Origin of the sequence: Microbulbifer sp. ALW1 (genome assembly GCF_009903625.1) — a bacterium.
Taxonomy (GTDB): domain Bacteria; phylum Pseudomonadota; class Gammaproteobacteria; order Pseudomonadales; family Cellvibrionaceae; genus Microbulbifer.
The window spans coordinates 2,998,704-3,025,070 of record NZ_CP047569.1 but is presented as its reverse complement, the minus strand read 5'-3'; the positions used below and the strand labels follow the sequence as shown (position 1 = coordinate 3,025,070).

The window sequence follows — 26,367 nt, the reverse complement described above, 5'->3', positions numbered from 1 at the left end:
ATGGTTCTGGTGAATTTAGACTGGTAAGTTGCGGCATTCTAAACACGCCAATTGGCATACCGCTAATTTATAGGTGGAATCTTCACTATTCGTTAGATGAATTTAATTCCGCTTGTCGCCGGTGAATCGACTCAGAGTTGCCGCCCCACATCGAGAATCAGGCGCCGCATCCAGCGATGGGGTGCGCTCTGCTGCAACAGTGGGCTCCAGGCCATTTTCAGCTCCAGCGGGGGGATCTTGAGCGGTGGCTCTCGCAGCACGACCCGCGGATTACTGGATGCCAGCTGGGCCAGCCGTGTGGGCACGGTGACAATCAGGTCACTCTGTTCCGCCAGTAGCATCGCCACCTGATAGTGGCGGGTAAACACGGAAATATCCCGTTTCTGGCCCAGCCGACCAATGGCCTCGTCCACCCAGCCCAGGCGCTGCACGTCTTCCGGATTGACCCCAACCCCAACTCCCATACCGGTTTTGCTCACCCAGATATGCTGTGCCTGCAGGTAACTGTCCAGATTGTAGTCCTGGAGGATGGGGTTATCGGCACGCAGTACGCAGGAAAAGCTGTCATTCCAGATGGTGGCCTGGTGGAAGCTCTGGGGCATGGAATCAAAACGGTTGATCACCATGTCCACCTTACCCTGTTCCACGTCCACAAAGCTCACATCACTGGGGGTCATGATGTCTAGACTGATACCGGGAGCACTCACGCGCAGCTGCTTCAGCAGCGGTGGGATCAGCGTGGATTCGGCGTAATCACTGGCCATGATACGGAAGGTGCGGCGGGCATCCGCGGGCGCAAAATCCCGATTCGGCTGGATCACCTGGTCGATGGCGGCCAGGGCTTCCCGCACCATTGGCTGCAGCTCCATGGCACGTTCGGTGGGCATCATGCCCTCCCGGGTGCGCACCAGTAGCGGGTCGCCGAAGAGTTCCCGCAGGCGCTTGAGGCCATTGCTCATGGCGGGTTGGGACAGACCCAGATGATTGGCAGCGCGGGTCACATTGCGTTCGCGCAACAGGACATCCAGGTAGACCAGCAGGTTGAGATCGGCTCTTTCCAGGTTCATGGGCAGGGGCTCTCTAACGACGGTGGCGCCGCATTGCAGTTCAAGTCAGACACAGGTCAGCGCATGGATTCAACAATCGCATCACAGACCCACTATTCAGACCCGCCATCCAGCACATTCATATTTTGGATAGCGAGAATAATGACAATAAATTAGCCAAATTATGCCAGCACTCCTAGGATACGCACAACCTACTCGCAGTCACCTTTTTGAGGAAACACAGCATGTCCACTTACACCAAAGACATCGAAGCGGCCGCCAAGCTCTGTGAAGCCAACGGAAGTTCCTGGGATGCCATCAACCCGGAATCCGTGGCCCGCATGCGCGCCCAGAATAAATTCAAAACTGGCCTGGATATCGCCAAGTACACCGCCGATATCATGCGTAAGGACATGGAGAACTACGACAAGGACTCCTCCAAGTACACCCAGTCCCTGGGTTGCTGGCACGGTTTTATCGGCCAGCAGAAGATGATTTCCATCAAGAAGCACTTCGAAGGCAATACCGACCGCCGCTACCTCTACCTGTCCGGCTGGATGGTTGCCGCGCTGCGCAGTGAGTTCGGCCCGCTGCCGGACCAGTCCATGCACGAGAAAACGGCAGTAGCACACCTGATTGGCGAGCTCTACACCTTCCTGCGCCAGGCAGATGCCCGCGAGTTGGGTGGCCTCTTCCGCGAGCTGGATGCCGCCCGCGAAGCCGGTGACGAAGTTGCACAGAAGGCGGTACAGAACAAAATCGACAACCACAAAACCCACGTGGTGCCGATCATTGCCGATATCGATGCGGGCTTTGGTAACGCGGAAGCAACCTACCTGATGGCCAAGCAGATGATCGAAGCCGGCGCCTGCTGTATCCAGATCGAGAACCAGGTTTCCGATGAGAAGCAGTGCGGTCACCAGGACGGCAAAGTAACCGTTCCCCATGAAGACTTCCTGGCCAAAATCCGCGCCGTGCGTTACGCCTTCCTGGAGCTGGGTGTCGACAACGGTGTGATCGTTGCCCGTACCGACTCCCTGGGTGCAGGCCTGACCAAGCAGATCGCTGTCACCAAAGAGCCTGGTGACCTGGGCGACCAGTACAACGCTTTCCTGGACTGCGAAGAAGTGGACGCCTCCGCGCTGGCCAACGGCGATGTGGTCATCAATCGTGGCGGCAAGCTGCTGCGCCCGAAGCGCCTGGCTTCCAACCTGTTCCAGTTCCGCAAAGGTACCGGCGAAGCGCGCTGCATCCTCGACAGCGTAACGTCCCTGCAGAACGGCGCTGACCTGATCTGGATCGAAACCGAGAAGCCCCACGTGCGCCAGATCGGCGGCATGATGGATGAGATCCGCAAGCAGGTGCCAAACGCCAAGCTGGTGTACAACAACAGCCCGTCTTTCAACTGGACCCTGAATTTCCGCCAGCAGGTATTCGATGCCTGGAAAGAAGAAGGCAAAGACGTATCCGCCTACGACCGCGCCAACCTGATGAGCGCCGAGTACGACGAGTCCGAACTGTCTGCCGCGGCTGACGAGAAGATCCGTACCTTCCAGGCTGACGCTGCCCGTGAAGCCGGCATCTTCCACCACCTGATCACCCTGCCGACTTACCACACTGCGGCCCTGTCTACCGACAACCTGGCCAAAGAGTACTTCGGCGAGCAAGGCATGCTGGGCTACGTGAAAGGCGTACAGCGCAAGGAAATCCGCCAGGGTATCGCCTGCGTGAAGCACCAGAACATGGCCGGCTCCGACATGGGTGACGACCACAAAGAATACTTCGCCGGTGAGGCGGCCCTGAAAGCGGCCGGTAAAGACAACACCATGAACCAGTTCGGTTAAGCGTATCCCTGAGAATCGCTATACACCCCTTCAAGGGCCGCTCTGCGGCCCTTTTTTTATTGGCGCTATTTTGAACTAGGCTTAGTGCAAGCCCGCAACAAAACAGCGTTCCCTATGCCGTCTTGCAGCCAAGTTCTTGTTCTGAATTGCGGAAGCTCCTCGCTCAAATTTGCCATCATCGATCCACACAATGGCGATCTGTCCCTGTCGGGTATTGGCGATGCCCTCGGACAGCCAGAGCCGACCGTCAGCTGGACCCTCGATGGCGAGAAGCACACCGCCAAGTTGCCGGAAAATGCCCGACATACCGAAGTGATCCAATTTCTGGTACAGGATATTCTGGGGGAGCGCGCGGACTTGCGTGACTGCCTGATTGCCATAGGGCACCGGGTAGTACACGGTGGTGAAAAATTCTCACACTCGGTACTGATTGACGACGCCGTGGTCGCCGCCATTCAGGCGTGTGTGGCACTGGCCCCATTACATAACCCGGCCCACCTGCTGGGCATCGAAGCGGCCAAAGCGGCCTTTCCCCGGCTGCCCCAGGTGGCGGTGTTCGATACCGCTTTCCACCAGTCGATGCCCCGCCATGCGTTTATCTACGCCCTGCCCTACAGCCTTTACCGGGACCACGGTATCCGCCGCTACGGAATGCACGGCACCAGCCACCGCTTTGTGACCGAGCGCGCCGCCGAACTGCTCAATTTGCCGGTAAATGAGGTCAATATCATTTCCGCGCACCTGGGCAACGGCGCCTCGATTACTGCGGTACGCGATGGCCACAGTGTGGACACCAGCATGGGCCTGACACCGCTGGAAGGACTGGTCATGGGCACCCGCAGTGGCGATGTGGACCCGGGGCTACTAATGCACCTGGGCAGCCGCATGGATTTCTGCCTGAAAGAAATCAACGACCTGCTCAACAAGAAAAGCGGTTTACTCGGCATTTCCGAGCTCAGCAACGACTGCCGAGCCCTGGAGCAGGCGGCCGCCGAAGGCCACAGTGGCGCACAACTGGCGCTGGATATTTTCAGCTATCGGCTGGCGAAATATATCGGTGCGTACCACGGCATACTGCCGCAGGTGGATGCACTGGTGTTTACCGGTGGTATCGGTGAAAACTCCAGCCTGATCCGTGAAATGGTGCTCGCCCACCTCACAGGTCTCGGCTATGAAATCGACAGCGAGCGCAATACCCGTGCTCGCTTCGGCGAAGAAGGTCCCATCTCAAGCGATCAGTCCGCCGTCACTTTGGTCATTCCCACCAACGAAGAGTGGGTCATCGCCCGGGATGCGGCGGAACTGGTGCCCCCGGATACCCCCAACCACGACCCCAGCATCCGGGAATGACGAAGGAATAACCCATGTCACGCACAATTATGCTGGTGCCCATCAGTGTCGGGGTAGGTATCACCTCGGTCAGTATCGGCATACTGCGCGCCCTGGAGCGCAATGGTGTCGGCGTCAGCTTTTACAAGCCGATTGCGGAAAGCGTGAAGCAGGAAAAAAATCGCGATCGCAGCAACGAAATATTGCGCAAGGCATCCAGCCTGAAAGTGCCGGATTCCTTCAGCATGAACCATGTGGAATCACTGATCGGCCGCGGTGACCTTTCCGACCTGCTGGAAGAGATACTCGCGCGCTACCAGGAGGGTGCCAAGAAAGCCGATGTCACCATCGTTGAGGGACTGGTACCCAATGCGGAAAATCAGTTTGCCAGCCAACTCAATCTACAGATCGCAAAAACCCTGGATGCAGATATTGTGCTGGTGGTCTGCCCCAATCTGGATTCCACACAGCAATTGAAAGACCGCCTGGAAGTGGCCATGGCTACCTTTGGCGGCGCCAAGGCTGGGCGCGTTGTCGGTTGTATTGTCAACAAGGTAGGCGCGCCCTCGCAGGTACCGGATGCTCCCGGTGCGGATATTACCGGCGTGTTTGAAGGCCCCAGGGTGCGCCGCGGCAATCTGGAGATTCTCTCGCTGTTTGGCAAAAGTCCATTGCCGATTATCGGCTGTATTCCGTGGAACGCCGATCTGGTGGCGCCGAGGGCGAAGGACCTGGCGGATCATTTCCAGGCGGAAATCATCAACTACGGAGAGCTGGATACCCGGCGTTTGCACAGCGTGACCTTCTGCTCGCGCTCTCTGGGCAATATGATCTATCGCTTTGAGCCCGGCTCCATGCTGGTGACTTCGGGCGACCGCCCGGATGTGATCGTCGCTGCCTGCCTTGCCGCGATGAACGGTATCAAGATCGGCTGCCTGTTGTTGACCGGTAGTTATTACATAGAACCCATGGTGCGCAAACTCTGCGCACCCGCGATGGAAACCGGGCTGCCGGTAATTCTGGTCAATACCAATACCTGGCAGACGGCGCTGCAATTACAGTCCTTCAATACCGAAACCCCCACCGACGATATGGAGCGTATCGAACGGGTGCAGGACTTTATTGCCGGTCACCTGGACAATCACTGGGTGGAGTCCCTCGGCCGCGATTCCAATCGCCCCAAACGATTGTCGCCCCCGGCCTTCCGCTTCCACCTGACCGAACTCGCCCGCCGCGCCAACAAACGCATCGTACTGCCCGAGGGCGACGAGCCGCGCACGGTAAAAGCCGCGCTCATCTGCGCTGAGCGCGGCATTGCACGGCCGGTACTCTTGGGCGACCCCAAGGAAATCCACCGGGTTGCGGAACAACAGGGACTGTCGCTCAACGACAAAGTGGAAATCATCGACCCGAAAAACGCCCGCAACAAATACGTCGACCCTATGGTCAAGCTGCGCAAAAGCAAGGGGCTGACGGAAATCGTAGCCAAGGAACAGCTACAGGATAACGTGGTGCTCGGCACCATGATGTTGGCAGAAGATGAGGTGGATGGCCTGGTTTCCGGTGCGGTGCATACCACTGCCAATACCATCCGCCCTGCCCTGCAACTGATCAAAACGGCTCCCGGTGCCAGCCTGGTATCTTCGGTATTTTTTATGTTACTGCCGGATCAGGTGCTGGTGTACGGCGACTGTGCCATCAACCCCGATCCCAATGCTGAGGAGCTGGCGGACATCGCCATTCAATCTGCCGATTCTGCAAGTGCCTTTGGGATAGAACCGAGAGTGGCCATGATCAGCTACTCCACCGGAACGTCCGGTACCGGCAGCGATGTGGAAAAAGTGCGTGAGGCAACCAAGCTGGCACAGGAAAAGCGCCCGGATCTGGTGATTGACGGGCCGCTGCAATACGACGCCGCCATCATGGAAAATGTCGCTGAAAAAAAAGCACCGGACAGCCCGGTGGCCGGGCGTGCAACGGTCTTTATTTTCCCCGATCTCAACACCGGCAATACCACCTACAAAGCAGTGCAGCGCAGTGCTGACCTGATCAGTATTGGGCCCATGCTCCAGGGCATGCGCAAACCGGTCAATGACTTGTCGCGGGGCGCACTGGTGGACGATATCGTTTACACCATCGCACTCACGGCGATTCAGGCGAGCCAGCTCAAATAGTCTCGAATCTACACATCGGCTGAGAGGTCGGGACGCCGCTCTGATGGCTCGGCCACCTCTCCCAGCGGTCGGTTGCGATCCACAAACCGCAGCAGCGCCCCGGCAACCAGATATGCTTCCAGCCGGTGCTCAAAGGTATCACCGTACTCAAAATCCATGCGTGCCAGGCAGTCGTGGATGCCCTTGTACTCCGGTGCCCGACTTTTGCAGGCGACCAGTCCTTTGCGCAGTACCGGCCACAAGTCCCAAATCTTGCGGCCCTCTTCCTTCAGCGCTTTGAGGCCGATGGCCAGTTGCGCTTCCTCCCGGGTGAGATCTGTACCCAGGGGGTAGTAAGGCAACAGGGTCAGCCGATGTCCCTGATTGAACACCGCCTGGATATGATCCGGGGTGTTATTGCTAAAGTTTTCCGGGATAACGTAGTCCGCTTCCACCTTGCCGGCTGCCCTGGCCTTTTCGAGCAGCTCCTTCTGAAAGCGTGAATCCGTAATGGCGAGCATGGTGACAATCACATCGCGGTCGGTTTTGCCGCGCAGGTCGGCAACGCCGTACTCGGTTACCACTATGTCACGCAGGTGACGAGGAATGGTGCAGTGGGGGTATTCCCACACAATGTTGCTGCGAATTCGGCCATCGCTAATGCGCGTACTGGCGAGTGCAATCACTGAGCGACCACCGGGCAGTTCATGTGCCTGGGCAACAAAATTGTATTGGCCACCAACCCCACTTACGACCTGACCGTCTTCCAGGCCGTCGGAGATCACCGCGCCGTTCAGGGTGACCATCATCGCGGAGTTCACAAAGCGCGCCTGTTGCCGCTGGGCAACTTTAAGGGCGTGCCCTTTTTGCAACTCGTTAATGAAGTCGATGCCGGTCATATTGATGCCCTCCAGCTCACTCGCCGGCATGGCACGCAGCGCGCGGTACATGCCCGTAGAGCCCAGATAGAAACCACCGTGCAGCCAGATTCCTCCTGACAGTTTCTGCCCCTCACAGCGACCCATCAACTTCTTGCGGCCGACGCTGCTATGCAGGTCACACTCTTCCATCTCACCGTGTTCGTCGAGAAAACGATGGCCACGCCAGCTATAGCTGGGATCCACGATGCCAGCGGACTGGAGAAAAGCCGTATCCGCTTCCGTCAATGGACACTGAATACGGCCAGCCTCCCGCAATGCAATCAACAGGTCTTCGCCAACGGTGTCTGTGGCTTTATCTTCATTCAATATTCGCTGCACGGCCGCATCCGCGTAGACCGCGCGTTTCAGGACTCCGGCGCGGCGCAGATGCAAAAAGCCTTCCGGTACCATTTCGCTGGCGCCGTAGATGCCCCGCTGAAACACGCCGAGTTCCAGCGGCAATTTGCACAGTGCTTTATCAGTATCCAGGTTCAGGGAAGTCAGTATGTCGCGGTAGTCCAGGTTGCTGCAGTGACGCAGGCGCAACACATGGCAAATGGCATCGCCCAGGGCACCGATACCCACCTGCAGGGTACCGCCATCCTTCACCAGGCCGGCGATATGAAAGGCCAGGGCGTAATCCGTCAGGCGAACAGGAGGATTGGGGGCGGGGAAAATTTCGCGATTGAAATCCTCTCCCTCAAGCAGAAAATCGAACATGGCAGGGGCAACCCGGGCGTCGCCACCCATGAACGGCAGCTGCGGATTGACTTCGCCCACCAGGGTGATGGGGGGATAACCCCGCTCTTGCGCCAGCTCCAGTAGCGGCAAGGTCAGATCCGGATTGCCACTCAGGCTCAGATCACCACTGCCGTCCGACGCCGGCGACACCATCTGCGCCACCACATTAACACCTCGGTCAAGCAGATCCCGGGGTACATGGGTGTAATTGGCGCTGACATAACTCTGCTGTGCCGACGGGACTCTCAAGAAGCTGCCGGGCTGGATAAAAAACTCACAAACCTCGATATTTTTTGGCAGCAGCCCCTTGCGGCGCGCCCGGGTGTAAGCCAGATCCTGGTAGTCTGCGTACAATCGGTCGAGCAATGGCTGCACAAAACGCCGCTGTAATTCATTGCCAGCGCCAGGACGCTCCAGTGTCAGCGCGGTAAAGATGGTCAGGGATATCTCAGGATCCTGTTCCGCCCGGGCATAGAGGGCGTTGGCAAACTGGTTGGCTTTGCCGATACCCAGAGGCAAACCGAGAACGATGCGTTTGCCTACTTTCTCCAGTACCGCATCGACGCAATCTACGACTGCATTGAATGTTTCCGGTTGTGCCATTGCAGACTCTTTCCTAGCTGTTACCGACCTTCGCCAGCCGCCATGGATGGATTGCTTATTTCAGTGAGTCGAAGTGATCCACCTGTATCGCCTTGTCCACGGCAGTCGCTGTCACCTTGATCCTGGCCGCTTCCTCTGCAGAGATCAGGTTCTTCTCCACCGCTTTATCGATGGTGGCCAGGTTCAACGGACGCAGGCCACCCTTCTTCATTTTCTCGCGTATAGCATCTGTCTCATGACTGCGGAGAAATGCCTGCTCGACAATATCGATACCGTCGCCACTGGTGCCGGGGAACACCCCGCTGGTCAGGCGGTCCCGGGTTTCCGACGGTGCCATAATCAGTTCCGCGCAAGCCCGTGCCTGGCGATCCGACGCAGAGCGGATGCTATGCCCCCAGGGCATGGTCAAAAACTGCATCAACTGGCCGACAAAGCGCATGGGAAAATTGTGGAACACCTCGATCAGGCTGACCTCGATGTTGTGGAAGCCCGCACGCATGGCAAATTCCAGCAGCGGACGGTCCTCCTTCGGGCTGCCGTCATCGTGAAAACGTTTGAGCGTGGCACTCATCAGGTAAAGCTCACTCAGCACATCCCCGAGACGCGACGAAATGAGTTCTTTGCGCTTTAACTCACCGCCCAGCGACATGAGTGAAATTTCTGTGACCAGCGTGAGTACCGCCGAGTAGCGGTTCATCTGTCGATAGTATTTTGCCGCGTCGCCTACACCATGGGGACTACTGGCAAGTAGCCCGCCGGTCCACCCGTGGAAAACAGCGCGACAAAAAGTTTTAAGCTGGAACAGGAAATGTTTGGGCAGCAGAGCATCCAGTTCTTTGATACCCGCCTCATTGTCCGGGTTGGTGGCGGCCTCCATTTCCTTGAGCAGGTAGGGATGACAGCGGATGGCACCCTGACCGAAAATCATCAGGCTGCGCGTCAGAATGTTTGCTCCCTCAACGGTAATCGCCACCGGCACCGCCCGGTAAACGTTACCCAGATAATTCAATGGCCCATCCATGATCGCCTTGCCTGCGTGAATATCCATGGCGTCGTTGATGGATTGGCGCAGACCGTGGGTCGCGTGCGCCTTCATGATCGCCGAGACCACAGCCGGCTTGCGCCCCTGGTCCAGGGCTCTGGTAGTGGTTTTGTGGGCCGAATCGAGTACATAGGCGATGGCTGCAATCTCAGCCAGGCGGCGCTGTACCCCTTCAAACTTACCGATGGGAATACCAAACTGCTCGCGGATATGCGCGTAGGCGCCGGTGGTGCGCGCTGCCAGTTTGGCGCCGCCGGTCGACAGCGATGGCAGTGAGATGCCCCGCCCCGCGGCCAGCGCACTCATCAGCATATGCCAGCCGTGGCCTATATTTTCCTGACCGCCGATGATCCAGTCCATGGGAACAAACACATCTTTGCCCCAATTGGGACCATTCATAAAGGCCTGCATCGCCGGCAGATGGCGTTGACCAATGGTTACCCCGGCCGTATCCGTCGGCACCAGCGCCACGGTAATGCCCAGCTCCTCTTCCTCGCCGAGAATATGATCCGGATCGTAGAGCTTGAAAGCGAGGCCTAGAATCGTCGCCACCGGCCCAAGGGTGATGTAGCGTTTGTGCCAGTTGACCCGCATCCCCAGTGTTTTCTTGCCTTCGTATTCCTGGTAACAGACCACCCCGTTGTCCACCATGGCCGCCGCATCGGAGCCGGCCTCGGGACTGGTGAGGCCAAAGCAGGGAATCTCTCGGCCATCCGCCAGTCGCGGCAAAAAGTGGCTTTTTTGCGCCTCGGTGCCATGGGCTATCAAGAGCTCACCGGGTCCCAGGGAATTGGGCACCATTACCGTTACACCAACACTGGTGCTGCGAGTGGAAATTTTGGTGACAATCTGCGCGTGGGCGGTGGGAGAAAAGCCAAGCCCGCCAAATTCTTCAGGAATGATGATGCCAAAGAAGCGATTCTTTTTGAGAAAGTCCCAGATCTCCGGTGATATATCGTGATCGACATAGGAAACCTGCCAATCATCTACCATCTTGCAGAGTTCTTCGACGGGGCCATCCAGAAACGCCTGCTCTGCATCGGTCAACTCGGGGGGGCCCATTTTCAGCAACTGATCCCAGTCCGGTTTGCCTGAGAGCAATTGCGCGTCCCACCAGACCTCGCCCGCCTCCATGGCTTCCCGTTCGGTGTCTGAAATGGGAGGCAGAACTTTCTTGATCCATTTCAATAACGGTGCAGTGATCCACTTCTGGCGCAGGCTACTCATTATTTATCCTTGTCTGACGATGACGAATGGCACCTGATGCACAAAACAGCGGCGCAACGCAGGATCACGTTGCAGTACATTCAGGGTTCAAAGAGATGTTTGCCTGCAACTATAGTCCGGAAATAAAGACTGCAACTTGTGGCAACAGCGACCGGAATTTGGCCTCAGGCAAGAGCCAGAGTGCCAATTCCACAGAAAATGATCAATGCCGCGACCATTCGGCGAACAGAAAAACGTTCGTTCAGTAGTAACACCGAGATCACCGAAGCGAAAAGAATACTGACCTCACGGGTCGCAGCAACGGCCGCCACCGGCATCATGGAAGTGGCCCACAGTGCGATGCCAAAACCACCAGACGCCAACACGCCGGAAAATGAACTCCGCACAAAATGGGTCCGGGCAAACGCCAACCCTTTCAGCGGACGGGTGAGTAATACCGCGAAAATGACACCGCCGCCGGACAAGATTTCCAGCCAGGCCACAAAACTGAGGGGGTTGGGTACACTCCGGACCCCCGCGGCCCCAAGGGTGGTGTAACCGGTTATGGCGATACCGGTACCGAGGGAGTAAAGGATTCCGGAGCGGCTGACACGCAGCTCCTTCATGATGAGTGCGAAAATGCCACAGGTCACCAGCAACACGCCGGTGATCTGTAGGGGCTGCAGGGTTTCATCCAGGAACAGGAGCGCCGCGGAAGCCACCATCAACGGCGTGACACCACGGGCGATCGGATATGCGGTGCCGTAATCCAGCGCCCGGTAGGAGCGAGAAAGCAGGAAAAAATACAGGTACTGGAACAAGGCGCCGCCCAGCAGGAACGGCAGTGCATTTTTGCTGGGTAATGGTAGTTGTGTCGCCAGCGCCGCGCCTACGAGCAGGCCAACACTGCGAATCATCGCCAGCTGCAGGAAACCCTCTTCACTGTGCTTGACCACCGCATTCCAGATGGCATGCGCAAGCGCAGATAACAGGACCAGTGCGAATAAAATAGATTCCGTTATTACCAATTTACATAAGTGATTGGGGAGAAACTATCACGCCGTTATTATCAGCGTACAAATACTCTCCAGGTTTAAAGGTGACGCCGCCAAAAGTCACTGCAAGATTGCGTTCACCGATCCCTTTTTTATCGGTCTTCATGGGGTGGCTTCCGAGCGCCTGTACTCCTAACTCTAGTTCAGAAATGGCATCCACATCGCGGATACAGCCGTACATCAGGATCCCCTCCCAGCCATTCTGGCAGGCTTTTTCCGCCAGTAGGTCCCCAAGACAGGCTCGGCGCATGGAGCCGCCGGCATCTACAACCAGCACTTTCCCTCGTCCATCTTCCGCCACCAGCTCCCGCACCAGAGAGTTATCTTCGAAACATTTGATGGTGACTATCTCGCCTCCAAACTGCTCCCGGGCCCCGTAATTTATGAACATGGGCTCAACTACCTGTACCAGGTCGGGATATTCATCACAGAGGTCAGGGGTAGAAATGACGGAAGTGGCCATGATTGAGGCTCCTGTGTAGTGAGAGATCCGGGAGATGAATTTGCACGTTGCGATGACAATACAAAACGGCATCTTAGCCGGTGGCAGGAAGCGGCACAGCCCGACAATAAAAATGCCGGGTATTACCCTGATGGATAATCCCGGCGCAAGGCTTGCCAAATAAAGCAAAAGCGTCTGCGAGCAAGCAATCTGACATTCTGAATAGTTCGCTATCCATGCGGGAATGATGATCCGGCCATCGCCATGCCCAATTCTTTACCCTTCCCTGTGTTCACGCTATCGAATAGCTACGACCTCTTAATAGCTCACGGAAACCGGCATACCGACGCGGGCATATTGGAAAAACTTCCGAGCCATATGCGGGGGCATGCGTACACAGCCGTGGGATGCGGGATAGCGCGGTACATGTCCGGATGCATGCAGACCGATACCGCCGTTGAAACGAATGTAGTGATTCATTTTCGCACCGCGGTAATAAGTACCGGAAGGACGGCGGTGTTTACGGGTATCCACGTCGGCTTTCACCACCCGACCGGTACTGCGATCGACATAACTCCCATAAATACTCGAGCGGTGGTTCGGGCGTTTTGCCAAGACACGGAATTTGCCAGGGCTGGTACTGAAGCCTTTTTTACCGGATGAAATCAGTGAAACACCCACCAGGCGGCCACCTTTGTAGAAGTAGGCTTTTTGCTCCGACAAGTTAATACGGATGGACGGTGAGCCTGAAGAGTTCATGGCCGCTTGATCGTCGAACCAGTTGGCACCGGTGTTTGCATCAGCAAGGGACGGCCAGAGCCCGCCCATCAATGTGGCAATCAATAGAACCAGCATCACCATCCAGGAACAGCGCACACGATGTTCGAAACCACCGTTAAATGCATGGATCGTCGCCGCCATACCACCGCCACCCGGCGAACTGGCGACGGACATCAATTCTCGACTGCCGTTGTTTGGTCTGTACGACGAACTTCTTTGCATCTTGACACCTCTATCACTACCTCAATCAATAACCCCTGCTTGTGTAAAAAAGGCTGGCTAATGGAAAAAAGCTGGCTCGATCAAACACATTGTCATCCTGATGGCCGAAAGGCGCAGGACACAAAGACAGAGACTGTTTCGATTCTATTGATTGGGGGTTAGGTGCTTAGATTGATTTCAATGGGGTCTGCCCGCTTTTATGGAAATTGGCAATCGCCTTAAGGTTTGACCCGTTGAACCACAAGGTTGTGAACCGCAATCCAGGTACCATGGGTTCATCGAAAGTGCCTGTAAAGTAGAAAAATATTTCTGCTACGCCCATAAAAAAAGCGACCAAAATGGTCGCTTTTTTAAGAGTCAAGCCGTGCCGGCATCAATTAACCGGCATTTTTGATCTCAGACTTTCTGGTTGGCGAGATATAACCAGGTATCCACTGCGGTGTCCGGGTTAAGAGACACGCTATCGATCCCCTCTTCCATCAGCCACTGTGCAAAGTCCTTATGGTCAGACGGGCCCTGGCCACAGATGCCTACATACTTGCCGGCCTTTTTACAGGCGCGAATGGCCTGCGACAGCAGGATTTTCACCGCCGGATCGCGCTCGTCAAACAACTCCGCAACCAGCCCGGAATCCCGGTCCAGCCCCAGGGTCAGCTGAGTCAGGTCGTTGGAACCGATCGAGAAGCCATCGAAGTACTGCAGGAACTCGTCCGCCAGCAACGCATTGGACGGCAGTTCACACATCATGATGACCTTGAGGCCATTCTCACCGCGCTTGAGGCCGTTCTCTTCCAGCAGTTCGATAACCTGGCGGGCCTCGTCCGGCGTACGCACGAAGGGCACCATAATCTCAACATTGGTGAGCCCCATTTCGTCGCGTACTTTCTTCAGTGCTTTACACTCCAGCGCGAAACACTGACGGAAATCCTTGGAGCGGTAGCGCGCGGCACCACGGAAGCCCAGCATGGGGTTTTCTTCACTGGGCTCGTACATTTGACCGCCCACCAGGTGTGCGTATTCGTTGGACTTGAAGTCCGACAAGCGCACGATCGTGCGGTTGGGCGCGAAGGCCGCAGCCAGGGTGGCAATGCCTTCCACCAGCTTTTCTACGATGAAGTCTTCCGGGCTGGCGTAACCACCGATGCGATCGCGAATGTTCTTCTGCAGGTCTACCGGCAGGCGATCCAGCTCCAGCAGCGCCTTGGGGTGAATACCGATCATGCGGTTGAGAATAAACTCCAGGCGCGCCAGGCCAACGCCCTGGTTGGGCAGGTTGCTGAAGGCAAACGCACGGTCGGGGTTACCCACGTTGAGCATGATTTTGAACGGCAGGTCCGGCATATCGCTCACTTCCGTGAGAGAACGCTCGAAATCCAGCTGGCCGGCCATCACAAAACCGGTGTCCCCTTCCGCACAACTCACGGTCACCGGAGTCCCGGTGGCCAGCTTCTCGGTAGCGTCACCACAGCCAACGACCGCGGGAATACCCAATTCACGGGCAATAATGGCCGCGTGACAGGTCCGCCCACCACGGTTAGTAACAATGGCACTGGCCTTCTTGAGCACCGGCTCCCAGTCCGGGTCGGTCATATCGGTGACCAGTACTTCCCCGTCCTGCATCTTGGCCATATCTTCCACCGACTCCAGCACCCGTACCGGGCCGGCGCCAATGCGCTGGCCGATGGCGCGGCCCTCACACAAGATGTCGCTACGCTCGTGCAGCTTGTAGCGCTCGATACTGGTACCGGTATCGCGGGAGCGCACGGTTTCCGGACGCGCCTGAACAATAAACAGCTTGCCGCTGTCACCGTCTTTGGCCCATTCAATGTCCATGGGACGCTGGTAGTGCTCTTCGATACGGCGAGCCTGGATCGCCAGGTCGGTCAGCTCTTGGTCGCTCAGGGCAAAGCGCAGGCGATCCTGCTCCGGTACCGGTACGGTTTTGACCGAGCGCCCACATTCGCCGCTCTCGTCGTAGATCATCTTGATCGCTTTGCTGCCACGGTTGCGACGCAGAATGGCGGGACGGCCCGCTTCCAGGGCCGGCTTGTAGAGGTAGAACTCGTCCGGGTTTACCGCGCCCTGAACCACCGTCTCACCCAGGCCATAGGCCGCGGTGATGAAGATGACATCGCGGAATCCGCTCTCGGTATCCAGGGTAAACATCACCCCGGACGCGCCGGTCTCACTGCGCACCATGTGCTGAATACCGGCAGACAGGGCCACGCCCACATCCGCGTAGCCGGTGTGCACACGGTAGGCAATGGCGCGATCGTTGTAGAGTGAGGCAAAGACTTCTTTGACCGCTTCAAGCACCGCGTCGATACCGCGGATGTTCAGGAAGGTCTCCTGCTGGCCAGCGAAGGAAGCGTCCGGCAGGTCCTCTGCAGTGGCAGAGGAGCGAACAGCAACGGCGGTCTCACCGCCACCCAGGGCCTGGTAACCCGCGCGGATCTCTTTTTCCAACTGCGTGGGGAATGGGGTATCCAGCAGCCACTGGCGGATCTCTTCGCCTGCCGCCGCCAGCGCAGTGACATCTTCCACGTCCAGACCCTGGAGTCGCTCGGCGATTCGGGTGTCCAGCTGGGCACTGGCCAAAAACTCGCGGAAAGCGTCTGCGGTGGTGGCAAAACCACCCGGCACGCTGACTCCTGCGCCGGAAAGCGACGAGATCATTTCCCCGAGCGATGCGTTTTTACCGCCGACTTTGTCAACGTCCGCCATGCCCAGCTTCGCGAAATCGAGTGTGTAAGTGGTCAATGGATTGCCCTCTGCAACTGCTGTTTCTGGCGGCAGATTATAAGGATGGGTTTTGTAAATAATACCCCGCAAACTCCGGTAAAAATGCGCTATTTTTGTTGTAATTCTCCTACAAAAATCTGTGAAACTTACTTCGGCGCCCACGCTGTTACTCAGCATAAACTGCAGAAAGTAGCGCCTGTGGCCAGCATTCCGTCTGGGAAAAAACACGACTGCTGATATACCATTGCGCCAGGTCGTACCGCATGCGTGGCAAGCGCCTTAGTAAATACGCAAGAGTAAATACGCAAGGAAGTAACATCATGAATGAGCAAAGCGGCAACAACCCACCGGGTCAGGTGACTCCGTATAAAAAACGCACCGCTTTTTTTATTTCCGACGGCACCGGCCTTACCGTGGAGGGCATCGGCCACAGCCTGCTGGCACAGTTCCGGGATCAGCCGGTTGAGCAGGTGACGCTTCCCTATGTGGACTCCGAGGCGCGCGTCAATCAGGCGTTACAGCGTATTGAGCAGGCCGCTAGCGAGTCCGGTTTACAACCCATCATTATTACCACCATCGTTTCCGAACAGATCCGAAAGCAGTTACACCAGAGCTCGGCCCTGATGCTGGATGTCTTCGAAAGCTACCTGGCGCCGTTGGCCAATTTGTTTGGCAAGGACCCCACGCGGGCGGTGGGACTTTCTCACGGGATCGCCAACGACAGCCGCTACAGCGCGCGTATCGACGCAGTGCACTTCGCCATGGATAACGACGACGGTCGGCGCACCCGGGAGTTTGAAAGTGCCGATGTGATTCTGGTGGGTGTTTCGCGCTCGGGTAAGACCCCTACCTGTTTGTACCTTGCCCTGCAATTCGGTCTGCGCGCAGCCAACTACCCCATTACCGAAGAGGACATGGATTCGACCTCGCTGCCGAAAATACTTCGCCCGTTCCAGCACAAATTGTTCGGCCTGACCATCGACCCGCGACGCCTGATGAGCATTCGACAGGAACGTCGCGCCAATAGCCGCTACGCCTCTCCGGAGCAATGCGAGTTTGAAGTGCGCCAGGTAGAGCAGATGTTGCGGCGGGCACAAGTGCCCTACCTCGACGCCACTGAACTCTCTGTTGAGGAGTTGGCCACCCGCCTGATGTCCCAGGCCGGGATAGAACGCAAAATCAGCTAAATTTAACGGAAGAAATCGGTTAAAGTAGCGCCGCCCAAAAGGCGCACTTTTCAGCCCTGGGGCCCGAAAGAAACCTGAGCGGGGATCCCGCCGGAAGTTTGGTTGACGTTTTGCACATTATCTCCCTGCCCTATTCCACCAATACCGGTGTAGCCTTTGCCGCACTGGCAGACCTTCCCTGTCCGGTTTGGCTGGATTCCGGGCAGCCCGGTGCCCGCGGTGGTCGCTTTGACATTCTGAGCGCCGACCCCATCAATAACCTTACGCTTACCGCGGATGACCCGGCCCCTTTCGAGGCACTGGACGACCTCCTGTGTGAACTGGCTCCCCAGGAAGTGGACCAGCAATTGCCCTTTTGCGGTGGCGCCATTGGCTACGCGGGATACGAACTGGGCAGCAGCGGCAACTACCTTCCCCCAGACACACGCAAAACACCGCTACCCGCCGGCCGGTTCGGGCTCTACACCTGGGCACTGATCGTTGACCACCAGCTGCAGGCGAGCCATCTGGTCTTTCACCCCGCGTGTACGGACATTCAAAAGCGCGACCTGGAAGCCCGTTTTCGCGCGCTAGACTGGCGCCAGCCACCGCGCTGTAGTGAGGCCTTCCAGTTGCGCTCTCCGTTTCGGCATGAGTTTGAGGCGGACAACTACCAACAGAAAATTCGCCGTATTCTCGAATACATACAAGCGGGCGATATTTATCAGGCCAACTTTACCCAGCGCTTTAGCGCCAGTTTTGAAGGCAATCCGCTCTCCGCCTATCTGGCACTGAGAGAAGTGGCTGCAGGCCCCTTTTCCGCATTCCTGTCTCTGCCCGAGGGGCAAATTTTAAGCTTGTCTCCGGAGCGTTTCATTCTCGCGGACGGCACCTTTTTGCAGACGGAGCCGATTAAGGGCACGGCACCGCGCAGCGAGGACCCGGCGCGAGACACGGCACTCGCGCAAGCATTGACCGCGAGCCGTAAAGATCGCGCCGAAAACCTGATGATCGTGGACCTGTTGCGCAACGATTTTGGCAAGGTGTGCCGTCGCGGCACTGTGCGAGTACCGACGCTGTTTGAGCTGCAAAGCTTTGCCAATGTGCACCATCTGGTGAGCACCATTACCGGCCAGATACCGGAAGACTTCGGTTTTGCTGACGTACTGGCAGCCACCTTTCCTGGCGGCTCGATTACCGGTGCCCCTAAAAGACGGGCCATGGAGGTGATACGCGAGCTGGAGCTGAGCCCAAGGGGTGTTTATTGCGGGAGTATTGGTTACATCAGCAGCTGTGGTCGTGCCGATAGCAATATCGCGATCCGGACCCTGACCGCCAGTAATGGCACCATCCATTGCGCAGCCGGTGGCGGTATCGTGGCCGACTCCGACCCTGCAGCCGAACACCGCGAGTGCCTGCACAAGGTGCGTTTACTCCTGGAAACCCTGGAAAAGCGGTTTTCCTGACCATTTGCAGCGGTCTGCCTCTCGCCAGCGCCCTCCTCCCAAGAGCCTGGTGCAGCCAGTTGCTCCGGTTATAAATCTATCGCCCTTGGGTATTTCCAATGGTTTTCCAACTCTGCTAGATTCCGCGCCAACCTATATTGTCTCAACGACAGACACTCCTACCCGGTAACGAATGCCGGGCCGCGAATCATAAGGCCGTGTTTCATGCGCATTACCCTGGTCAAAAAAATACTCGCCGACGGCGCACTCTGTGCCAAGTGCAACGATGTACAGCAGAAACTCCAGGAAAACGATCAGGAAAAATTTCTGGATGAGGTGCTTATCGCCGATGAGCGAGATCCGGAGAGTGCCGGCATGCAATTGGCGCAGCGCCTCAATGTACAACGGGCCCCTTTCTTCGTTGTGGAAGAAGAAGGCAAAGAACCCGAGGTCTATACGGTGTACTTCAAATTCGTGAAAGAAGTGCTGAACCGGTAAGCCGTCGCGCATCTCGGTAAACCCCAAAACAAAAAGCCCGGCTGAAACTGCCGGGCTTTCTAGTTTAATTGTTTACTTTTTGTTTCGAGCTTTTCGCAACCACGGATTCAGGAAACTGAATCAGTAGACGGGCAATTCGATATGCGAGAAGAGCTCGTCTACCTCCGCCCGTGACGAGGCCTGCGCAGCCTGCTCCACCAGTTCACGCGTCAGGTGCGGTGCAAACTGCTGGATAAACTCGTACATAAATCCACGCAGGAAGATCCCTTTGCGGAACCCGATCTTGGTCACGCTGGATTCGAACAGTTCACTGGCATCCAGTGCCACCAGGTCACTGTCTTCGTCTTCCACGGCGGCCATATCCGCGACAATACCGATACCCAACCCCAGACGCACATAGGTCTTGATCACATCCGCATCCGCTGCGGTGAAGACCACCTTGGGAGACAACCCTTTTTCCAGAAAGGCTTCGTCCAGCTTGGAGCGGCCGGTAAAGCCAAACACATAAGTGACGATGGGATACTTGGCGACCTCCTCCAGCGTGAGCTTGGAAAGCTGACACAGTTCGTGGCCGCGAGGCACGAGAATGCAACGGTTCCAGCGGTACACCGGCATCATCACCAGATCACTGAACAACTCCAGGGCTTCGGTGGCAATTGCGAAGTCTGCCGTCCCGTCTGCAGCCATCTCAGAGATCTGCATCGGCGTCCCCTGATGCATATGCAGGGACACTTCCGGATAGCGTGCGATAAAGCTCTTGATGACCGTGGGTAACGCGTAGCGTGCCTGCGTATGCGTGGTGGCAATGGCAAGGCTACCGCGCTTGTCATTGCTGAACTCCTGCGCCACCTGCTTGATGTTTTCCACCTTGCGCATGATTTCGCCGGCGGTCTTTAGAATGGCCTCTCCCGCAGGTGTCACTCGCGTCAGGTGCTTGCCACTGCGCGCAAAAATCTCCACACCCAGTTCGTCCTCAAGCAACCGGATCTGTTTACTGATTCCCGGCTGCGAGGTGAACAGACTTTGTGCCGTGGCAGATACATTGAGGTCGTGGTGAGCCACTTCCCAGATATAGCGCAGCTGCTGCAGCTTCATAGCCTCTCCCTGTCGAAAACTGGCAATGGCCTGTTAATACGCAACAATGCTCATTTTTGCGCCAGCAGTTGGTTATAAAAACTTGGTGACATTATTCGGGAAAAGCATAGCAGCGAAACGACTGGTGAGCCAATAAGGGTCTGCACCAGCATTTCAAAAGCGAGGAATTGGTTACGAAAAGTGACTTTTCGGGGAGAGAAGCACGCCAACCTGCAAGGATTACAGAAAATAGTTCTCAATTCCGCCAGGATTTACCCCAGACTCAGTCTTCCAGATTGGCAACGCCGTGGGGAACATGGCCGGTGGCGACATGGGCTGCCGCAGAGGCACAGTGATTGGGCTGGTCGTCAAAAAAGACATCGGCACCAAATGCCCCCAGAAACTCCCCTTTTGGCAGTCCGCCCAGGAAGATGGATTCGTCAATACGGATATTCCAGGCGCGCAGAGTCCGTATCACCCGCTCGTGTGCAGGGGCTGAACGGGCAGTGACCAGAGCCGTTCTGATCGGGCATTGTTCCGGCCGAAACTCCGATTGCAATTGCTGCAGCGCCTCAAGGAAGCCCTTGAAAGGCCCGCCCTGCAAAGGCAGGCGCGCCGAGGCGCGCTCTGCGGTCGTAAAGGCGGCCAGGCCATCCCGCTTGAAGATCTGCTCTGCTTCATCAGAAAAGATCACTGCATCGCCATCAAAAGCAAATCGCAGGGTGTCATCGCCGCGTTGGCGGGCACCTCCGGGGATCAGGGTCGCCGCAGCAATCCCCTGCTCCAGCGCCCGCCGCACATCGCTGCCATCGGTGGACAAGAACAGGTGGCAGCCGAAAGGCGCGATATAGCGGTAAGGGCTACCGCCGTTACAGAAGGCCGCGCGACTGATATTCAGCCCATAATGTTCGATGGAATTGAAAACACGCAGCCCGGTATCCGCACTGTTGCGCGACAGGAGGATGACTTCCACCCTGGGCTCGCCGTCCAGTCGGCTGTTGATCTGAAGAAATTTCTCCACCAGGGAAAAGGCTTCCCCCTTGGGCAAGACGTCGTTCTCTCGCTCTATTTGGTAGGCTGAAAACGCCTCAACACCCTGCTCTTCGTAGATCTGGTGGCTTTCACGCAAATCGAACAGGGCCCGCGAGGAAATGGCGATAATGAGCTTATTCGTAGGTTTTGCCTGCGCTTGAGTGGCCTCACTCATGGTCATGCAACGCCCTCAAGGCGCCTCCACATCATCCAGCCCGGAGGGCTTTTCATCATTGCGGTGGGACTCAAGTAACACCAGCAACATATTCAGCAAATCTTCTCTGGTGCGCTCGGAGCGCACGCCCTGCTGATTCACGATGACCAGCATCATGGCATGGCAGGTTTCCAGGGTAGCCCTGGCAAGCCGGTTGGTTTCGTTCGGAGGACAGGTGAAACCGAGGCGACGGAACATATCCACCAGATGATTGATCACCATTTCATCGTGGCGCTCATCCAGTTCGTGGAGTTCGGGAATACCCCACATGGCCTGCACCAGTGGCAATAAACCGCGCTGCTCCCGGTATACCGATACCCAGCGCGAGACCAAATCATCCAGGAATGCCTTGAGGCTGAGGTTTTCCAGGTCGGCCGCCGCCAGCTCATCCAGGCGCTCGGTCAGGCTGGCCAGCCACTGCTCGCCCATGGCGTAGAGAATCGCGTGCTTGTTGGGAAAGTAGTGGTAAACCGAACCGACAGAGACACCCAGTTCTTTGGCGATGAGGATTGTGGTGAGGTCGTTGAGCCCCACCTGCTCCAGCAGGCGACCGGTGGTATCGAGTATCTGCCGGGCCCGTTCACGGGCGCGGGCCTGTACCGGCTCCCGCCGGGGTGACAACTGATTTTTACGGCGTTTCTGTTCTGCTGTCGACACTGCTTGATCCTTTCAACTGAAGGGCCTTTTTATCACAAATTGTCGACCCATTAACAAAAAAACCGGCGGAGTTCGCCGGTTTTTTTGCTCATCCTGTGAGATGAAAGAGACTCGTTAGAAGCGGTAATCCAGGCTGACCCCCGCAACACGGCCACGGGACGGGTCTGTCTGGGTTGCTGGCAGGTTGTAGTCCGCCGCCGCGTAACCCCAGTGGTAGAACTCTTCGCCAGTCAGGTTCTCGACGTAAACGCCGGCGGTCCAGGTTTCTGCCGGAGAAGTCAGAGACGCACGCAGGTTAACAACCCCGCGGCTGTCCAGTTTCACTTCGTCGGTGTTTTCCAGGTCGGAGAACTGCTCACCGGTGTAGGTGTACTCGCCGGTCAGCGCCATAGAACCGAAGCCGATGTCTTTGGTGTACGTCAGCACAGTCGCGGAGGAAAACTCCGGAGAAAATGCCATTTTGTTGCCATCGCAGGCATCACACAGCTCTTCCGGAGCACCGCTGAATTCGGTGTTCAGCCAGGCAAGGCCCATGTACAGGTCCAGGTTGTCGGTGATCAGCCAGCGCGCATCCACTTCCAGACCCTGACCTTCGCTCTCACCCACGTTGCGGGTAACCGCCGCAGCGCCAATAAAGAACGCCTGCTGCAGGTCCTCATAGGTGTACTGGAAGGCCGCCGCGTTCAGTGCCAGTCGGTTGCCCAGCAGGCGAGCTTTTACACCCAGCTCGTAGGAAAGCACCTGCTCTTCATTGAAGTTGTTGGGCTCCGCGGTAGAACTGTCCACGGTCCACTCGTAGTCTTCCAGCCAGGTGTCTTCATCTTCGGCAAATGCCGGATCGGTTACGCGATAGGTCAGGTAGTCGAAACCGCCGGACTTGTAGCCGGTCGCCACACTGGCGTAAGCGGTGACGGACTCAGAGAAATCGTGATTCAGGGTCGCGCGACCGGAAACATTACTCCAGGTGTTATCACCGGTGATAGGACCATCGGTAAACATGGCCTGGTAGTTCCAACCGCCAGTCCAGGTGTCGGGCCAGGGGGAGTCTACGGTGTATTTCTTCTGGTCTTCGGTATAGCGAATGCCCAGGCCGAGGCTGGTGGCGTCGCTCAGGTCGAAGGTAGTGTTGGCGAACACACCCCAGCCAGAATACTCACCGCGAGTGAAGGACTCTTCAACGGACATGCCGTCACCGATCATGACATTGCCGGGGATTGCCATACCGGCAGTCGGCGCGTATTCCCAGGGATCGCCACCGGTCCAGAAGGCATCGTCCATTTCGTCAGGATACGCCAGAGCCAAATCGGCACAGGTCGCCGAAGAATCCACATCCAGCTCGTAATCCACTTCCATGGCACCGGCACAGATAAAGTCTTCCGCGTCCACACCGGCGAAGTAAGCGTCCAGGTCTTCCTGGTAATAGCTGGCACCCAGCACCCAGTTGAAGGGGCCTGAATTATTCGAGGTCAGGCGGAACTCCTGACTGAAGAAGTCACCGGACTGGTCGCGCACGAAGGTATCGATCGGCAGCTCGGTGCCATCGAAGTCTTCGACGTAGGTGTAATCGTGGGTCTTGTAACCGGTAATGGAGGTAAAGGTGGTGCTGTCGAAATCGTGTTCGACGGTCAGTACCGCGTCACCAATTTCCGACTGGTCGGTACCCTGCTGGTCGTTGTAGACCTCATCGTAATCGCCGTCGGTGCCAAGCGCGCGGTAGATGGTGCCGTCGCTCATGCGATCTTCATACTGGGCAAGCAGGGTCACAGTGGTATTTTCAAACCCGGTAAATACCCCAGTGAAACGCATCGCGTCCGCTTCACTGGCGCCGAGCTTGCGGCCACCGGCGAGGTTTTTCACATGACCTTCCTGCTCCTGGTGCATACCAGCGATACGGACTGCAAAATCCTCGCTGACCGGCATGTCCACGGCACCCTCAAAATCCGCACGTCCGTACTGGCCGGTGCTTACAGAGATTTCGCCACCGAAGGTTTCACCTGGCTTGCGAGAGGTCATGGAAATAGCACCGGACGCCGTGTTGCGGCCGAACAGAGTGCCCTGCGGGCCCTTGACCACTTCCACACGCTCGAGGTCGAACATGCTCGGTGTCGCACCGGTGCGGCTCTGGTAAACGCCGTCGAGGAATACCCCCAACGCAGGATCACTGCCGGAGCCAAAACTGTTGTTGTTCACACCGCGGACAGATACAGAGTCGAAATAAGAATCTGTGGTTTCACCGGAAATACCCGGTGTCATCGCGAACAGGTCCTTGAAGTCACTCATGTTGGAATTTTTGATGGTGTCACCGGTAAAGGCACTGACGGACATCGGAACGTCTTTCAGTGACTCTGCACGCATCTGCGCAGTTACGGTAACTTCCTCAATTTCTGGCGCAGCGGCGGCAACACCGCTGAAGGTAAATACTGCTGCACCAACTACGGCGCTGACAGCAGAGGCCAGCAGGTGTTTTCTGGCCAAAATCGGCTGATCAGATAGCGTCATCGTTACTCCCCGTGGGTTATTTTTATCGGGTGTCTGCCTATTCATACCACTCAGGACGGACCCGGCAATTGAAGTGACCGGTTTGTTATCCCACAAACCGAACAATTATTCAATTATGGTTTAGCTAAAAATTGAACGAGTGCCTCCAGACGCACGCTCAGCAGGTTTTAGAGAAACCACTGAAGTTACCGGCCCAGCTTATCCTTCAAGCTGTAATAGAGCATTCCCGCTACCAGCCCGGGCCAACGCAGCAGCGTTCCACCTGGGAAGCTGGGCGTCGGAATGCGCGACAATACATCAAATCTTTCCTCTGTGCCCGCAATCACTTCAGAAAGGATTTTCCCGGCAAAAGTGGCCGTAGGGACACCGTGCCCCGAGTAGCCCTGGCTGTAATACACATTGGGTTCCAGCCGGCCGATACTGGGCATGCGGTTGAGGGTGATCGCCAGGGTCCCGCCCCAACCGTAGTCGATGCGGGTACTGGCCAATTGCGGATAGATTTCCAGCATGTACTTGCGCACGAAGGCGCGAATATCCTGAGGGAAACGGGAGGTGTAATTCTCGCCCCCGCCGAAAACCAGCCGGTTATCACCGGACAGCTTCCAATAATTGATCACAAACAGCGTGTCTTGTAGCGCGTAGTCGTTCGCAATCAATTCCCGTGCCAATTCTTCTGGTAGTGGTTCGGTCGCCAGCACGAAGTTATTGATCGGCATGATGCGCCCGGCCATCCGGGGTTCCAGGTTCCCCAGGTAGCCATTGCAGGCCAGTACGACATTTTTGGCCTTCACCTGGCCTGTAGCAGTGTTGACCACACAGGGGTTGCCACCGTGGTAACTGGTGACGCGACTGTGCTCATAAAACTGCACCCCGGCCTTTGCCGCTGCGGCCGCCAATCCAAGGGCAAAGTTGAGCGGATGCAGGTGCAGTGACCCGCTATCAATCTGGCCACCATAAAAGCGCTCCGACCCCACCAGTGAGCGCACCTCGTCTTTGTCGGCATAGCGCATCTGCTCGTAACCGTAGCGCTGGTTCAGTACATCGACTTCTTCTTTCAGCCAGGCATCGTGACTGGGCTTTGCGGCCAGGTGCATGATGCCCCGTTTCAGGTCACACTGAATCTGGTGCTTGTGAATCAGCTCCTCGACAGTCTGCACAGCCTCCAGCCCCATATCCCATAGCTGCCGCGCGGTTTCCAGGCCCAACATAGCCTCCAGGTCTTCCTGGCCTTTGCGCTGCCCTACCCCAACGTGCCCACCGTTACGCCCGGAAGCGCCCCAGCCGATACGCTCTGCTTCGAGCACCACCACCTTGAAGCCGCGCTCAGCGAGATGCAGCGCTGAAGAGAGCCCGGTATAACCCGCACCAATAATGCACACATCTGCTTCAACCGTCTGGTCGAGCGCACTATATGAGGGCGCATCATTGGCGCTGGAAGCATAATAGGAATCGGTGTGGCCGAGCAGTTTGGTCACGGTTCCGCTGGCAGACATGGATAACTCTCCGAAAAAGGGTTGGTCTACGGTTTTACGGTGAGCCCATCTGTTATTGAGCGACCCACCGCTACTCGCACTCGGGCCCTCGACGAACCCCACGCAAGAAAAAACCGAAGCATTATTCAATATTTCTTGAATGATAATTCGGTTTCTTGCCATAA

General features: G+C 56.9%; 18 protein-coding genes. 6 read left to right on the top strand and 12 right to left on the bottom strand.

Annotated elements, in window-relative coordinates:
- Positions 1–131: 131 nt before the first annotated feature.
- Positions 132–1,067: a LysR family transcriptional regulator gene (locus tag GRX76_RS12590; protein ID WP_160153639.1), complete on the bottom strand. Its 936-nt coding sequence runs from the start codon at positions 1,065–1,067 to the stop codon at positions 132–134.
- 224 nt (positions 1,068–1,291) lie between these two features.
- Between GRX76_RS12590 and GRX76_RS12585 the strand changes: the two genes are divergently transcribed.
- The 3 genes from GRX76_RS12585 to pta all read left to right on the top strand — a co-directional run bounded on the left by GRX76_RS12585 (position 1,292) and on the right by pta (position 6,393).
- Entirely contained in the window at positions 1,292–2,890 is a 1,599-nt protein-coding gene (locus GRX76_RS12585) for an isocitrate lyase (protein WP_160153638.1), read from the top strand.
- Positions 2,891–3,004: 114 nt separating this feature from the next.
- Positions 3,005–4,240 (top strand): acetate kinase, encoded by a 1,236-nt coding sequence (locus GRX76_RS12580; protein WP_160153637.1) that lies wholly within the window; start codon positions 3,005–3,007, stop codon positions 4,238–4,240.
- A 14-nt stretch (positions 4,241–4,254) separates the two neighbouring features.
- Complete coding sequence (pta, locus tag GRX76_RS12575; protein WP_160153636.1) at positions 4,255–6,393, top strand: phosphate acetyltransferase; 2,139 nt, start codon at positions 4,255–4,257, stop codon at positions 6,391–6,393.
- An 8-nt stretch (positions 6,394–6,401) separates the two neighbouring features.
- Here the strand turns inward: pta and GRX76_RS12570 are convergent, their stop codons facing one another.
- The 6 genes from GRX76_RS12570 to ppsA all read right to left on the bottom strand — a co-directional run bounded on the left by GRX76_RS12570 (position 6,402) and on the right by ppsA (position 16,143).
- The gene (locus GRX76_RS12570) at positions 6,402–8,636 is read right to left on the bottom strand and encodes an acetyl-CoA hydrolase/transferase C-terminal domain-containing protein (RefSeq protein ID WP_160153635.1); all 2,235 of its coding nucleotides are present in this window, start codon (positions 8,634–8,636) and stop codon (positions 6,402–6,404) included.
- A gap of 55 nt (positions 8,637–8,691) precedes the next feature.
- Entirely contained in the window at positions 8,692–10,905 is a 2,214-nt protein-coding gene (locus tag GRX76_RS12565) for an acyl-CoA dehydrogenase (RefSeq protein WP_160153634.1), read from the bottom strand.
- A gap of 164 nt (positions 10,906–11,069) precedes the next feature.
- Positions 11,070–11,912, bottom strand: coding sequence for a DMT family transporter (locus GRX76_RS12560; protein ID WP_160153633.1), 843 nt, complete (start codon positions 11,910–11,912; stop codon positions 11,070–11,072).
- A 1-nt stretch (position 11,913) separates the two neighbouring features.
- Positions 11,914–12,402, bottom strand: a complete 489-nt coding sequence (gene rraA, locus GRX76_RS12555) for a ribonuclease E activity regulator RraA (RefSeq protein ID WP_160153632.1) — start codon at positions 12,400–12,402, stop codon at positions 11,914–11,916.
- Positions 12,403–12,699: 297 nt separating this feature from the next.
- Positions 12,700–13,335: a L,D-transpeptidase family protein gene (locus GRX76_RS12550; protein WP_236250349.1), complete on the bottom strand. Its 636-nt coding sequence runs from the start codon at positions 13,333–13,335 to the stop codon at positions 12,700–12,702.
- A gap of 444 nt (positions 13,336–13,779) precedes the next feature.
- Complete coding sequence (gene ppsA / locus GRX76_RS12545; RefSeq protein ID WP_160153631.1) at positions 13,780–16,143, bottom strand: phosphoenolpyruvate synthase; 2,364 nt, start codon at positions 16,141–16,143, stop codon at positions 13,780–13,782.
- Positions 16,144–16,445: 302 nt separating this feature from the next.
- Between ppsA and GRX76_RS12540 the strand changes: the two genes are divergently transcribed.
- The 3 genes from GRX76_RS12540 (at position 16,446) to GRX76_RS12530 (ending at position 19,234) form a co-directional block, all read left to right on the top strand.
- Positions 16,446–17,312, top strand: coding sequence for a pyruvate, water dikinase regulatory protein (locus tag GRX76_RS12540; RefSeq protein WP_160153630.1), 867 nt, complete (start codon positions 16,446–16,448; stop codon positions 17,310–17,312).
- A 110-nt stretch (positions 17,313–17,422) separates the two neighbouring features.
- Positions 17,423–18,757, top strand: coding sequence for an aminodeoxychorismate synthase component I (gene pabB / locus GRX76_RS12535; protein WP_236250348.1), 1,335 nt, complete (start codon positions 17,423–17,425; stop codon positions 18,755–18,757).
- Positions 18,758–18,961: 204 nt separating this feature from the next.
- Entirely contained in the window at positions 18,962–19,234 is a 273-nt protein-coding gene (locus GRX76_RS12530) for a hypothetical protein (RefSeq protein WP_160153628.1), read from the top strand.
- Between the two features lie 120 nt (positions 19,235–19,354).
- Here GRX76_RS12530 and cysB read toward each other — a convergent pair whose 3' ends face one another.
- The 5 genes from cysB to GRX76_RS12505 form a co-directional block, all read right to left on the bottom strand.
- Entirely contained in the window at positions 19,355–20,329 is a 975-nt protein-coding gene (gene cysB / locus GRX76_RS12525) for an HTH-type transcriptional regulator CysB (RefSeq protein WP_160153627.1), read from the bottom strand.
- A 262-nt stretch (positions 20,330–20,591) separates the two neighbouring features.
- Positions 20,592–21,515 carry a 5'-nucleotidase gene (locus GRX76_RS12520; RefSeq protein WP_160153626.1) on the bottom strand — a complete coding sequence of 308 codons (924 nt, stop codon included), beginning with the start codon at positions 21,513–21,515 and terminating at the stop codon, positions 20,592–20,594.
- Between the two features lie 15 nt (positions 21,516–21,530).
- Complete coding sequence (locus GRX76_RS12515; protein ID WP_160153625.1) at positions 21,531–22,211, bottom strand: TetR/AcrR family transcriptional regulator; 681 nt, start codon at positions 22,209–22,211, stop codon at positions 21,531–21,533.
- Positions 22,212–22,325: 114 nt separating this feature from the next.
- The gene (locus GRX76_RS12510) at positions 22,326–24,710 is read right to left on the bottom strand and encodes a TonB-dependent receptor (protein ID WP_160153624.1); all 2,385 of its coding nucleotides are present in this window, start codon (positions 24,708–24,710) and stop codon (positions 22,326–22,328) included.
- Between the two features lie 185 nt (positions 24,711–24,895).
- Positions 24,896–26,203: an FAD-binding oxidoreductase gene (locus GRX76_RS12505; protein ID WP_160153623.1), complete on the bottom strand. Its 1,308-nt coding sequence runs from the start codon at positions 26,201–26,203 to the stop codon at positions 24,896–24,898.
- Positions 26,204–26,367: the final 164 nt, after the last annotated feature.